Annotated in this window: 8 protein-coding genes and 1 pseudogene; 2 read left to right on the top strand and 7 right to left on the bottom strand. The window is 59.5% G+C overall.

Features of this window, described 5'->3' with window-relative positions; genetic code table 11:
* Window positions 1–24 precede the first annotated feature (24 nt).
* The 3 genes from J4G43_RS09630 to J4G43_RS09640 form a co-directional block, all read right to left on the bottom strand.
* Window positions 25–825 carry a DMT family transporter gene (locus J4G43_RS09630; RefSeq protein WP_249814761.1) on the bottom strand — a complete coding sequence of 267 codons (801 nt, stop codon included), beginning with the start codon at window positions 823–825 and terminating at the stop codon, window positions 25–27.
* 153 nt (window positions 826–978) lie between these two features.
* Window positions 979–2,108, bottom strand: a protein-coding gene (locus J4G43_RS09635) for an IS3-like element ISRj2 family transposase (RefSeq protein ID WP_208089278.1) whose coding sequence is annotated in 2 segments (ribosomal slippage) — window positions 979–1,856 and window positions 1,856–2,108 — 1,131 coding nt in all. Because the reading frame shifts where the segments join, the coding sequence is not laid out codon by codon here.
* A 231-nt stretch (window positions 2,109–2,339) separates the two neighbouring features.
* Entirely contained in the window at window positions 2,340–2,954 is a 615-nt protein-coding gene (locus J4G43_RS09640; protein WP_208089279.1) for a TetR/AcrR family transcriptional regulator, read from the bottom strand.
* Window positions 2,955–3,177: 223 nt separating this feature from the next.
* Here J4G43_RS09640 and J4G43_RS09645 point away from each other — a divergent pair, with 223 nt between their 5' ends.
* Window positions 3,178–4,104: an alpha/beta fold hydrolase gene (locus J4G43_RS09645; RefSeq protein WP_225004774.1), complete on the top strand. Its 927-nt coding sequence runs from the start codon at window positions 3,178–3,180 to the stop codon at window positions 4,102–4,104.
* A 181-nt stretch (window positions 4,105–4,285) separates the two neighbouring features.
* On the opposite strand, the pseudogene J4G43_RS09650 reads toward J4G43_RS09645, so the two are convergent.
* Both J4G43_RS09650 and J4G43_RS09655 read right to left on the bottom strand, forming a co-directional pair.
* Window positions 4,286–6,011: pseudogene (locus tag J4G43_RS09650) on the bottom strand (adenylate/guanylate cyclase domain-containing protein).
* A gap of 324 nt (window positions 6,012–6,335) precedes the next feature.
* Window positions 6,336–8,822 (bottom strand): arylsulfatase, encoded by a 2,487-nt coding sequence (locus J4G43_RS09655; RefSeq protein WP_208084638.1) that lies wholly within the window; start codon window positions 8,820–8,822, stop codon window positions 6,336–6,338.
* A gap of 366 nt (window positions 8,823–9,188) precedes the next feature.
* On the opposite strand from J4G43_RS09655, the gene J4G43_RS09660 reads away from it, so the two are divergent.
* Complete coding sequence (locus tag J4G43_RS09660) at window positions 9,189–9,638, top strand: MaoC/PaaZ C-terminal domain-containing protein (RefSeq protein ID WP_063981102.1); 450 nt, start codon at window positions 9,189–9,191, stop codon at window positions 9,636–9,638.
* Between the two features lie 165 nt (window positions 9,639–9,803).
* Here J4G43_RS09660 and J4G43_RS09665 read toward each other — a convergent pair whose 3' ends face one another.
* Both J4G43_RS09665 and J4G43_RS09670 read right to left on the bottom strand, forming a co-directional pair.
* A complete protein-coding gene (locus J4G43_RS09665) occupies window positions 9,804–11,207 on the bottom strand; it encodes a DUF1254 domain-containing protein (protein WP_208084639.1) in 1,404 nt (467 codons plus the stop codon).
* A 30-nt stretch (window positions 11,208–11,237) separates the two neighbouring features.
* Window positions 11,238–12,641 carry a DUF1254 domain-containing protein gene (locus J4G43_RS09670; RefSeq protein ID WP_208084640.1) on the bottom strand — a complete coding sequence of 468 codons (1,404 nt, stop codon included), beginning with the start codon at window positions 12,639–12,641 and terminating at the stop codon, window positions 11,238–11,240.
* Between the last annotated feature and the right edge of the window lie 360 nt (window positions 12,642–13,001).

The raw sequence follows: 13,001 nt of genomic DNA on the forward strand, positions 1-13,001 counted from the left end.
GATGCCACAACGCAACGTCCGGGCTCAAATGGGGCGCGCGCTCGGTCTGACTTGTGTCATCGCAACGCCTGCGATCGCGAGCAGCCCGCCGGCGATCAACTTCGGGGTCATGCGCTCGCCAAGGAGCAGCACGCTCGACGTCAAGGCGAACACCGGAAGCAGCAGGCCGAAGGGCGCGACGCGGCCCATGGAGCAGCGGGCGATCAGCCAGAACCAGAGGCCGAACCCGACAATTCCGCCGATGAAAATCGTGTAGGCGAGCGCCAGCCAGCCGCGTCCATCCGCCGTGACGAGGCTCGCCAGTTGTCCGTATTCGAGCAGCAGCGACATCAACATGACCTGTGGCACCGTGAACAGCGACGACCACCCCATCAGCATCAGGGGATCGAATGGGCCGTAGCGCTTCGTCAGGACGTTGGACACCGCGAACGCGAAGGCGGCCCCGACCACGAGCAGCAGCGGAAGCGCGTTTGCCGAGAGGGCTGGACCCGCCGCCAGCACGACCACGCCGGCAAAGGCAAGCAGCACGCCGGCGGACGTGATGAGAGACGGCCGCTCGCCAAGCAGCGGCCAGGCCAGCAGGACGGTGAAGGGCGTCGCGAGCTGATACGCGACGGCCGACAGGCTTCCCGAGCCGAGCCCGAGGCCGACATAGAACAGGCCGAAGTTCAGGCCACCAAGGAAGATCGAAATCGCGACGACAGGGCCGAACTGCTCGCGCGTCGGCCGTTTGACGAACGGAACGAGCAGCAGTGCGATCGCGAGGAAGCGCAGCGCGAGGAAGAACAGCGGCGGGAACTCCGCAACGCCCACCTTGATGGCCACGAACTGAAGAGCTGGCCCCGGTTGTTTGGACAGCGCCCCGCTGGATTTAAGTGGATTCCTGCCGGGTTATGCTGAACGCGGGGCTTTACGGTTTTGTCGTTGCGTCGGGAGGGCGTAGCCCGACCAGAGCGACGACAAAACCGTCGGCGACGGTCATGCGGCCATCACCATAGCTTGCGTGCCGAAGTAAGCCTCGTCGGGCGTGCGCCCGTCAAGGCTCGAGTGAGGGCGTCCCTGATTGTAGAAGGCCAGATACTTGGCAATTGACGCTCGCGCCTCGGACACGCTGTCGTAGGCGCGGAGATATACTTCTTCGTATTTGACCGTGCGCCAGAGCCGCTCGACAAACACGTTGTCGCGCCAGGCGCCCTTGCCGTCCATGCTGATGGCGATCTTCGCGTCCAGCAGCACATCGGTGAACTCGAGGCTGGTGAACTGGCTGCCCTGATCCGTGTTGAAAATCTCGGGCCTGCCGTGCTTCGCCAACGCCTCCTGGACCGCTTCGACGCAGAAGGCCGCCTCCATTGTGATCGAGACGCGATGGGCCAGGACCCGTCGGCTGAACACATCGACGACCGCCGCGAGATAGACGAAGCCACGCCGCATCGGAATGTAGGTGATGTCCATTGCCCACGCATGGTCGGGCCGCTCGATCTTCAATCCGCGCAACAGGTACGGGTAGATCTTGTGACCCGGAGCCGGCTTGCTCGTGTTCGGGCGACGATAGACCGCCTCGATCCCCATGCGCTTCATCAGCGTCGCGATGTGGCGGCGACCGGCGTATACGCCCTCCCGCCGCAGCAACGATCGCAGCATACGCGCTCCCGCGAAGGGATAATCGAGATGCAGCTCATCGAGCCGACGCATCAAGGCAAGGTCCTCGGCCGAAACTGGCCGAGGTTCATAGTAGACCGTGCTGCGAGCCAGCTTCAGGACCTTCGCCTGGCGCACGATAGAAAGATCATGATCGCGGTCGATCATCGCTTTGCGCTCAGCAGGCCCGCCTTGGTGAGCGCGCCGGACAAAAAATCGTTTTCCAACGCCAGCTCGCCGATCTTGGCATGTAACGCCTTCAAATCGACCGGCGTCTCGGCCGATGTCTTGTCATGCCCAAACACGCCGGCGGCGCCTTCCAGGAGCTGGTTTTTCCAGATCGTGATCTGGTTCGGATGAACATCAAACAGTTGCGCCAGCTCCGCCAGTGTCTTGTCGCCTTTGACCGCAGCCAAAGCAACCTTCGTCTTGAATGCCGGAGAATGCGTCCGGCGGCTCTTCTTCGTCATCTTCGCTCCTGATTCGCAGCAAGAATCCTCGCCGCTGTCAGGCAGAAAATCCACTCAAGCTACTGTCCGAATTTGCGGGGCCAGCTCTCTGATAACCCCAGAGCAGCGGAACGGCTACCGCGCAGACGATCTGGATGGCAGACATGGCATCTATCCTTTCACGACCGATCGGTCCAGATATTGGTGCGCCAAGTGCGGAGGCGTCCGTGGGTAGTTGACCTGATTGGGTTGCTACCTGACGAACCGATCGAGCAGAGCGTCAGCGGTGGCTTGCGATGTGGCCCGCGCCGGCGCCGTCTTGCCGACCACGCGCAGGCCCTCGACGAAACAGACCAGAATTTTGGCGGCACTCGCGGGATCGACACCGTGGGCCAGCTTGCCCGCCACCTTCGCGCGGGACAGGGCATCGGCCACCCGGGCCTCCATGGCCCTGAAGAAGCCCGCGACGCGACGACCAATCGCGGCATCCTGGCCGGCCAGCTCCATGGCCGTGGCCACCAGCAGGCAGCCGCGCCGGCCGTTGGCACCGCTGGTGCGATCGACATAGCCGGCAAGATAGGCCCGCAGGGCGTCGACCGGCTCCCTGCGGGGAGCGAGCTCGACATCCATCCGTGTCACGGCATCGGCAATGTAGCGATCGAGCGCGCGCAGGAAGAGCGAATGCTTGTCGCCGAACGCGGCGTAAAGGCTGCCACGCGAGAGTTTCGTGGCTCGAAGCAGGTCCGGCAGTGCCGTGGCGTGATAGCCGCGCGACCAGAACACCCCCGTCGCGCGTTCGACCGCGGCGTCCAGGTCGAAGCTTCGGGGGCGGCCACGGGGCAACTGCACTGAGGTTTGGCGGCTCATGATCGATATATAGACCGATCGGTCTTTAACTCGCAAGTGCCCGCTTCGGTGCGAAAGCCGGCGTCAGCTTTGAACGCGGAAATGGCTACCGGGGGCCAGTTGCAGACATCCGACAGCCGTGTGACCATGGCGGCCGTTGTTGCAGCCTACGATCGAGAAATTCCAAAAAGAGTTGGTTGGCTGAGACAAAGGCTCCGCGAGATCGACGAGTCATCGAGGCCCGATGGAGGGCATGCATTTGAGAAATTCAAGCAACGCTGCGTGTCCTAGCGAAGGTGCAGTCCAGATCGGCGGTCGATCACTGGCTTACCTTCAGGTCGGCGATCCGAACGGTCCGCTCGTACTTCACAATCATGGCGGACCATCGAGCCGGCTCGAAGCCAAGGTTTTTGCGTCTCACGCGCTCAAACTTGGTTTGAGATTTGTGTGCGTGGACCGTCCAGGCCAAGGCAAATCAGATCCTCAACACGGTCGCACCTTCGCAGGCTGGGCCGCAGACCTGGAAGCGATTGCCAACGCTTTTGAGACCGATCGCTTTGCGGTCACAGGCTGGTCTGAGGGGGGTCCTTGGGCGCTCGCGGCAGCGGCGTACCTCGATCCCGCGAAGCTGATACACGTGACCAGCATCGCTCCCGGATCCTACGGCGCATTCGGTACGAATTGGGCAGCGAAGGATCTGTCCTCGACCGACGCCATGGGCGGGTTCCTTGCACTGCATTTCCGGCCGGGTTTCCAGCTGATGTATGACCTGATCGATCTCACTGCGACGCGGTTTCCGGAGCAGTACAAGAAGGCATTGCTGAAGGCGAGCTGCCCCGCTGACCTCGCGGCGCTTGCCGATGACGATGTGTTGAGTGCCATCGTGGAGTCCGGACGCGAGTGCTTCCGGCAAGGCGTTGACGGTCTCGTGACCGATGCCCAGATGCTCTACCAACAGTGGCCATTCGACGTCACGGCGATCCATAGGCCGGTTCATCTGTGGCAAGGCAGCGCCGATACGTTTGTGCCTTGCGCAGTAAACAAACCGCTGGGTGAGCGGATGCCCGGAGCGGTATGGCACGAAGTCGCTGAAGGCGGGCACTTTATCGCGAGTTCACACGCCGCCGAAATATTGGCGGTCGTTGCCAACGATCTGGCAGCAACGGCGTGATTTCGGTCTCCCATCGTTCCGATGGGTATGTCCGCTTTGGAATGCGAAGACCTCAGAGTGAGCAGAGTCAGTGCGCTCTCCCCCACCAAGCGGACCTCAATGAAAGGTGTCGCCACTTCGCTGATGGACCAGGAGCGGAAGTTGCGGCTCTCACTCTCTTGCCGCACCGTGGCCGTAGAGGTCATTCGGGCAGCCCGGCTCGTCGCAACCCTTCCTCGTATCGAGCGAGATCTTCGGCGCGCCGATAGGGGCCGAGCACGCTTTTGAGATTGGAGACACGCACCGAAGGATTCAATTGCCGCAGCCGGGCCACCGCCTTTTGCGCCTGCTCCAGTCGTCCGGCCATTGCCTTGCTTGCGGCGTCCATACGTAACGCAGGTTGAAAGTCCGGATTGTCCTGCAACGCCATTGCCGCCCACGATGCCGCGTCGCCATAGTGGCCCAGGAAGAAATGGGCATGCGAGGTCCCAGTTCGTACCCCGCTCATAAACGGATCAAGCGGGTTGAGGCGGATGGCACGGGCGAAGCGCTCGATTGCCGTCTCCGGCTCGCCTAGCCAGTTCTTCACCCAGCCACTCCAAAACCATGCCTCGGCCCAATTGGAATTGAACACGAGCGCGCGATCGATCAAGGCGGCGCCTCCCCCGAGATCGAGTAAAACAAACGCTGATACATATCCGCTCGCCGCGAGGGCGATCACGTCGTCTTTTCCTAGCTCAACCGCCCTCTGAACGAGCTTTTTTACTTTGGCAGTCTCGCTCGGTGTGACCTGAAATCCAGCCATTGGTCTTGGCAAAGGTGTAGCAAAGGGCGGCACGACCGTAAGCTGACGCAAAACCTGGGTCGAGCTTGATCGCCTTGTTGAATAGGCGTAACGCCTCTTCGTTCGCTTGCCGGTTAGCAAACTGATAAGAGCTGGCCAAACCGCGTAAGTAGTGATCATAGGCATCAAGGCTCTCGGTAGGCTTGCGTTTGGCGCGCTCGATCTCGGCTTTTTCAACCGCCGGTGCGATCGCTCCGACTATGCCCTCGGTGACCTGGTCCTGCAGGTCGAAGATGTCGGTGAGTCCACCGTCAAACCGGTCTGCCCAGAGATGTCCTCCCGTAGGGCTATCGACGAGCTGTCCCGTGATGCGCACCCGGTTTGCCGCCTTGCGAACGCTTCCTTCCAGCACATAGCGCACGCCAAGCTCGCGCCCCACTTGCTTGATGTCGACAGCGCGTCCCTTGTACGTGAAGCTCGAATTGCGGGCGATGACGAACAGCGCCTTGAAACGGGACAGGGCGGTGATGATGTCCTCCGCTATTCCGTCCGCGAAGTATTCCTGTTCGGGATCGCCCGACATGTTCTGGAACGGCAGCACGGCGATGGACGGCTTGTCGGGCAGCGCCAGAGCCTGGGTGGTCTCGACCGGCGACCTTTTCGAGATTGCCGCAGAACCGTCCGCGTTTATCCTCAATCGCCACGCGCGCATCGGCTCAACAATGTTCTTCAGGTTCTGCGGACCCATGTCCTCGAAGGCGATATCGACCTTGCCGCGGATTTGACGTTGCGTGTCCTCGGAGATGCAGATGCCGCCGGGTTCCGCGATGCCTTCAAGGCGGGCGGCGATATTGACGCCGTCCCCGAAGATATCATTTTCGTCGATTATGATGTCGCCGACGTGGATGCCGACGCGAAATTCGATCCGCTTGGCCTGCGGCACCGCGGCATTTTGCTCAACCATGCCGCGCTGCACCTCGATGGCGCATCGCGCTGCATCGACGGCGCTGGCGAACTCGACCAGCATGCCGTCGCCGGTCGTCTTGACGATCCGTCCGCGATGCGCGGCGATGGAGGGATCGAAAAGAGACTTTCTGGCGGCCTTGAGGCGAGCCAGCACGTCTTCTTCGTCCATACCCATCATGCGGCTGTATCCGGCAACATCCGCCGCCAGAATCGCCGCAAGCCTCCGTTCCACGCAATTGTCGGCCAAAACGGCCCCCGCGAGATCGGTAGATTCCGTCCCACGTATCAAAGCACAGGGTGTTCCTTTTGGGCTAGGGTCAATGTCAGGTCAGGGTCAAAATGCGAAGAACTCAGAGCGGGCAAAGTCAGTCCGCTCCACCCCACCAAGCGGACCTCAATGAAAGGTGTCGCCACTTCGCTGATGGGCCAGGAGCGAACTGGTGTTGGCGCGGGACACAAAGAGAGCGCTCCTCGCGTAACGGGGAAGGGTCAAGTCTTGCGCTCAAGCCTTGTGTTTGATCTTCACGGTGTTGATGGTGCCGGTGAAGGCGTTTTCCCAAGGATCGTAGTCATCGCACACTGGGGAGTAGGCATCCATGCCGATGTCGGCGGTCTCACCGGCCAGCGACCACACCGCACCCTGCGTCTTATTGATGCGGCCCTCGCCGACTTTCCTGCCGTTGATCGACAGCACGCCGGTGCCGCCCTTGTGCAGGCCGCCGCCGTCATAGGTGAAATCATATACCAGCGTGACCTTACCTTCCGGTAGAGCCTCCTTGCCTTCGATGAAGTATTTCTCCCGCGCCAGCCAGTTGTAGGCGAGCTTGGGTCTTCCGTCCTTGACGTAAAGACTCCAGCCGCCGAACAGGCCACCCTGCGAGACCACGACGCCGTTGGCGCCGCCTTTGGGAATGACCAGGTCGGCGGTGACAACATAGGAACGGCTGAGCGTGTCGATGAAGACATTTTCAGCCATGCCGGTCATCCCGGCGTAGTAGGTCACCTCGGTACGGCCGGCCATAATGTCAGGCCGGCCGGCATTGGTCGCATTCAGCCGTGCGAAGGAGCGATCATCCATCGGATAAACGCCGAACTTGATCGCCTCCTGATGGAATAGATCCTGCAGTTCTTTCAGCTTCGCGGGATTTTGCGCGGCGAGGTCGGTGGCCTGTCCGAAGTCCACGGCCACATTGTAGAGCTCCCATTTGTCCTTGGCGTAGTCATCGACGCGGGGGCTGCTCTCCCATGGCGCGCGGTGCATCACGCAGGCCATCCAGCCGTCTTTGTAGATGCTGCGATTGCCGCTGCACTCGTTGTACTGGACGGTGTGGCGATCCTTTGCCGCCGCATCGTCGAACGAGTAGATCATGCTGGTGCCGGCCATCGGAATCTGCTCGACGCCGTTGACTATCTTTGGCTCGGGGATGCCGACGGCTTCAAGGATGGTGGGGCCAACGTCGATCAGGTGGGTATATTGCCTGCGGATTTCCCCTTTCGATTTGATGCCGCCCGGCCAGCGAATGACCATCCCCTGATTCTGGCCGCCGCCCTGACAGGCATTGATGCACCAGGTTGCCGGCGTGGAGCCGGCCATTGCCCAGGCCACCGAATAGTTGGGGTAGGAGTTCGGTCCGCCATACTCGTCCATTCGGGTCTTGAGATACGGGATGTCTTCGGGTGCGTCGTTGAGGTTGGACCATTCATTGAAGGTTCCGTTTAGACCACCGATCGCGGTGCCGCCATTGTCGCCGGCGATATAGATCACGATGGTGTTGTCGAGTTCGCCGAGATCCCCGATGGCATCGATCAAACGCCCGATCTCGCGGTCGGTATGCTCGGCATAGCCTGCATAGACTTCCATTTGTCGCGACAGCACCTTCTTCGCGTCGTCCGAAAGGGCGTCCCATTTTGGAATTTCAGGAGGGTTTTCAGCAATCTTGGTGCCCGGAGGCATCAGGCCCATCTTTATCTGACGCGCAAGAATTTCCCCGCGTAGCTTGTCCCACCCCTGATCAAATTTCCCCTTGTAGACATCGAGCCATTCTTTCGGCGGCGTGTGAGGCGGATGCGCGCCGCCCGTGGCGTAATACATAAAGAACGGACGATCCGGGGTCAGCGAGCGCGTACCACGTATCCAGCCTATCGCCTTGTCCGTGATATCGACGTTGAAATGATAGTTTGGGTCGCGCGGCACGCCGAGTTCGGTAGTGCCATCCACGAGGTAGGGCCGGAACAAGTTCTTCTCGCCGCCGATGAAGCCATAGAATTTTTCAAAGCCCTGTCGCGCAGGCCAGCGGTCGAACGGGCCGCTCATGCTGGTTTCCCACGGCGGCGTCTCGTGGCTTTTGCCGAACATCGACGTGCAATAGCCCCACTGTCGAAGAATTTCAGCGATAGGCGCAACGCTCTTTGGCCGCATGCCGGTGTCGCCGGGATATGAGGTCGCACCGTCAACTACAGCGGCTTGGCTATTTTGATGTTGATTGCGTCCGGTCAATAGCGCGGTGCGGCTCGGCGAACACAGACTGTTGACGTGAAAGTTCGTGTACGTCAGCCCCTCTTTGGCGAGACGATCCATGGTCGGGAAGTTGATCGGTCCGCCGAAGGTCGATGGGTCCGCATAGGAAGTCTGGTCTTGAAGAATGACCAGGATGTTGGGGGCGCCCTTCGGCGGCCGGATCGAGACTGGCTTCGGCTGCGGCACCTTGCGCCAATCCGGCTCGGTGATGACAGGACGCGGCGGCTGCGGAAACGGCAGGATCTCGCCAAGCTTCGGCCCCGTCGATGCGGCTGCCGCTGCAGGTGCCGGTGCAGCCTGTTGCACTTGAGCGGTCGCTGGCGCCGTCGCTGCCAAAGCCGTCATCGCAGCGAGCGACGAACCACCCAACAAAAGGTCGCGTCGTTGCATGCCGTCATTGCCGCGCCTCTTTTTTTCGGATGCGTTTGAGGAGGATTCGTTCGGGGGACCGTCTTCTGGATGATCGCTCATAGCGTCCTCTCTTGTTCGACGATTGAACCAAACTTCCTGGATGTACCTCACGTTGATCTAGATCAATGGAAGACCGCTATGGGTCGAAATGCGAAGAACTCAGAGTGAGCAAAGTCAGTCCGCTCTACGCCACCAAGCGGACCTCAATGAAAGGTGTCGCCACTTCGCTGATGGGCCATAAGCTGATTTTCGGATGATGACCTTTGGTGTTTGCTCATCCGGGAAAGGCTGCCTTGGAAATTGGTGCGACTGGCCTGAACGACGTGCGGGTTAGCCGGACAAGAACAGAAATTGATGCTTGAAAAGGGTTATAATCCCGCCGCGTTGAGCCGTGCCTGATTTACTTCATCCGCAGAGGACGAAGCCATGACCCAGCTGTATTTTGAAGATGCCGAAATTGGTATGACTAGCAAGGCTGGTCCTTATCTGGTCTCGAAGGAAGAGATCGTCCAGTTCGCCAAGCAATATGATCCAGCGCCCCGTCACCTCGATGAGGAGGCAGCAGCACGTTCAATTTTTGGGGGACTAACCGCATCGAGCGCCCATACGTTTTCGATCTTCATCTCGCTCACGCCGAAGCTCCAGCCTCGGCTCCATGTCCTCGCCGGAATGGGTTGGGATGAGTTAAGGCTGCCGAACCCGGTACGCCCAGGAGATGAACTCGATCTTGAAATGATTGTTCTGGAGAAGCGGGAGTCTAAGTCGAAACCTGATCGAGGCATCGTGCGCAACCAAATCAGAGTGCGCAATCAACAAAACGAAATCGTCTTGCAGTGTATAGCCAATATTCTCGTTGCGAGACGAGCGGGTCCATAGCAACGAGCCATCGTCCGTCTTGGCGGCGCTTGCCAACGCAAAATGTTCACGGCCGCTATGGGTCAAAATGCGAAGAACGCAGAGTGAGCAAAGTCAGTCCGCTCTACCCCACCAAACGGACCCCAATGAGAGGTGTCGCCACTTCGCTGATGGGCCATGAGCGGCCTAATTCATCCTTTGAACCGGCGGCGGCGTCCAAGAACCGGCTAGAAATTCTGACTTCGGCGAATAGAGGCGCATCAGCAGCGTGAACGGCTTTTTGGCGACGGGTAGCCAATTCATCTCCTTGTCACCGCCGGGTGTGTCCGCCTGTATGTACAGATCCAGCGAGCCGTCAGCACTAGTGGCGAGCTTGTCACGGTCGCCCAGGGCCATCCGATTAAGCGCATTCGGGATGAAATAGCCGTCGGTGTCGTACGCCGTGACAGACCAGAACGCATCGACAGGCGGAAACTTGCCCTTGTCGAAATGGAGGACGTAGCTGCTTTTGCCATCGAGCGGCCGGCCATCGCTATCCGTAGAAAGCGAAGGATAGACGGCGTCCTGCGGCAAATTCTCGCCCAGACAACACAAGGCGATTGCAGCGCGATAAAGATAGTCTACACCGTAGACGCCACTGCGTGTGGTGTAGACCCACTCTTTCCCGCCTTCGCCGCCTGCCTGCTTGGCGGCTTTGGCGACCAATGCCTTGCCGTCTGTCGAAGCGCGCTCGAATGCCTGTTTGATCAGCAGCGTTCTGACATTGAGATCAAAATTTTGGCCCACCTTGAAGTCCACGCGCTCAAGTCGATGAATCATCGGATAGTCGAATGGTCCCGGCGGGTTATCCTTCAGGAGTTCTGCGAAGCGGGCGAAATATATTGCCGCATCCATCTTCTCGATGTGCACGGGCGGTGGTGTTTTCATGTCGATAGCCGGATCGACGATGCCTTTCGGAGGCGTGTAGTTGCCCTTGCCCCATGCCGACAGCGGCGTCAGCTTGTAGCTCGCTTGAATCTTGTGGACGTTGTCGTAGTCCGCGACGCCATTGGTTTGAGTGCGTCCGCCGACGCCCACGAAGCGGGTGGGACTGCGGATGATTTCGAGCCCTGCCGGAGGTTGTCCCTGCCAGCTTGGGCCGACAAGTAGAAACTCGCGAGCAGAGTTGCGCCCAGTGGTGCGCGTACCCGGCACGGCGAATACGTCGGTCCAGAAGCTCAGCAGGGGCAGCATGAAGTAGCGATCTATCGCCGGCACTGAGAGCACGATTGGTTCAGGACCGAGATCAAGGTGGGCGCCTGAGTAGAGCGTATCGACGTTTGCCCGTACCACGGCTTTGAAGTCCGCTGGAGGGAAAGCACGGGCGTGACTAAACTGGTTATAAGGCCCCTGCGTTACGATGCCGGTCGGCGCGGCATAGTTAGCGCCCTGCCGCGTGAAGACATCCATCAACAGCAACGGATAGGCGTAGACATACGCGTCCTTTGCGATGTCATAGGCTTCCCGTTCGGAAACGTTTTGCGATGACGCTGACGTGATGGGTGTCAGGGCGAGTGCAAGTGCAATGATTCCCAGAATCGTTCTGGTCATGGCTCCGCTGCTTTCATCCGACCCAATGCGTCATAGGTTGGAAATCTGCTCCAAATCCGACAGCTTCCATGTCTTCTCGAACAGCGGCTTGTCGGGATCGTAAAAACGCATGGCGGGGAAGAACGCCTTTCCCGGTGCCGTGTAGATCCAGTTTGCCTCCTTACCTTCTGGTGCCTTGGGACCGAAGTAGATGTCTACCGAGCCGTCGGCGTTCCGCTGCATGGCCTGATTGTAGCTATCGAGCGTGACCACCGGCGCTTCACGTATGAGCGCCGCGGTATCCACCGCATACACGATCATTGACCAGTATTGCTTCGCCGGAACGTTGGCCGGGATGTGCACCGTGTAGGTCCGCTCGCCGCTCAGCCGCTCGCCGCGGCTATCACGGAACGTGAAGAGATACACCAAGCTGGTCCCGGTCTTCTTCGGCAAGGCAAAAGCGGCGAAGTTCGCAAAGCCGCGAGCGTCAATATCTAACGCGTCCCCGATCTGGTAAGTAAACCCGGTTTTTACACCTTTGGGGTCGGGCGGGGACCAGCTTCGGTCCGGCCACCACGGTTGGCTGTAGGAGGTCAGCGCTTCAATGAAGTGCGCCTGTGCTTCCCGCGCCGCAGACTTCAGTATGCTCTGCGTAGCCGGATCTGGCTTGAAATCCTTTCCCTTCTCAATACCGATGCTTTTGAGCATGCCCATTATGGTGACGTCGCGCGGCAGCACCGGCTCTTCCTGAACCATGCGGTCGAGGTTCTCAAAGAAGCGCTCGTCGAAGCTGGCGATGCCATCGAACGTCTTGCCATAGATATCGATGAAGCGTTGTTCCGGGGGGCTGGCGGCTTGCGCGAGCGGATACACGCGTAACTTCTTCACGAGCGCCAATGCAGCCGCGGTATCGGCATCGGTCGGTCCGTTCCTGATCGCCCGATACAACGCATAACCGTTGTATGTGGGATACCTAATCGGGAAGAAGCCCGCTGGGGTATCACCTTTGAAGTCGGGCGGGACCAGCAAATACTTGCCGCCCTTGCCTTGGTCCTCGCCCGCTGGACCGATGTCGGTCATTGGCTCGTCCCATGCGTCAACCATGGAGCCGAGCAGCCCGGCGTCGACGGCTGCCGGGATTTCAACAACGACTGGGCCGTCTTTTAAATTGTAGTTGAGATAGATGTAGTTCGTCGAAGCATTAGGCGTCGTGACCTGGAACTTCCAGTCCTGCGGTTTCGAGAAGTAGCAGATGTCGTTGTACTTTGCGCCGACATCGCGAAAATACGCTTGCCGCATCGCGTCGGTGTTGACCAGCGGCATGCCCCAAATCGCTGCCTCGATGGCACGCCGTTCGATGGTGCGGCGGGCAAGGTCGTCGGCAGAGAATGGCTGAGCGTTCGCTGATACTGCTACGCAGACAACGCCTAGTGCTGCGGAGATGATTTTCCTCATAGCACCGTTACCCTTACTCATATGAGAGTCATCGGGACGAAGCCGGCCTCGGAATCGATGATCAACTCCAGATTGATCCGCCAATATAAGCGATTTTCGGATAGACGGTGGCAATTCAAAAGACAGAAGCATTGCCCTAAACAACGTTGTGCAGATAACGGGAATTGGAACCACGCGCACTGAGTGAAAGCATTGCGGATGTGTGATGGGTTTGTCACGCGAGAGCGAAAACTGGCGTGTTGGCCTACAAATTCCGGGAATCCCCTGGCGCGGGAATCTTGGAGCCACATAATCGTTCGTATTCCTTATTGGACTGATGGGTTGTCATTCGCGTTCGCCGGTACTGGAGGGACCATGAGA

Source organism: Bradyrhizobium barranii subsp. barranii (assembly GCF_017565645.3).
GTDB lineage: Bacteria > Pseudomonadota > Alphaproteobacteria > Rhizobiales > Xanthobacteraceae > Bradyrhizobium > Bradyrhizobium barranii.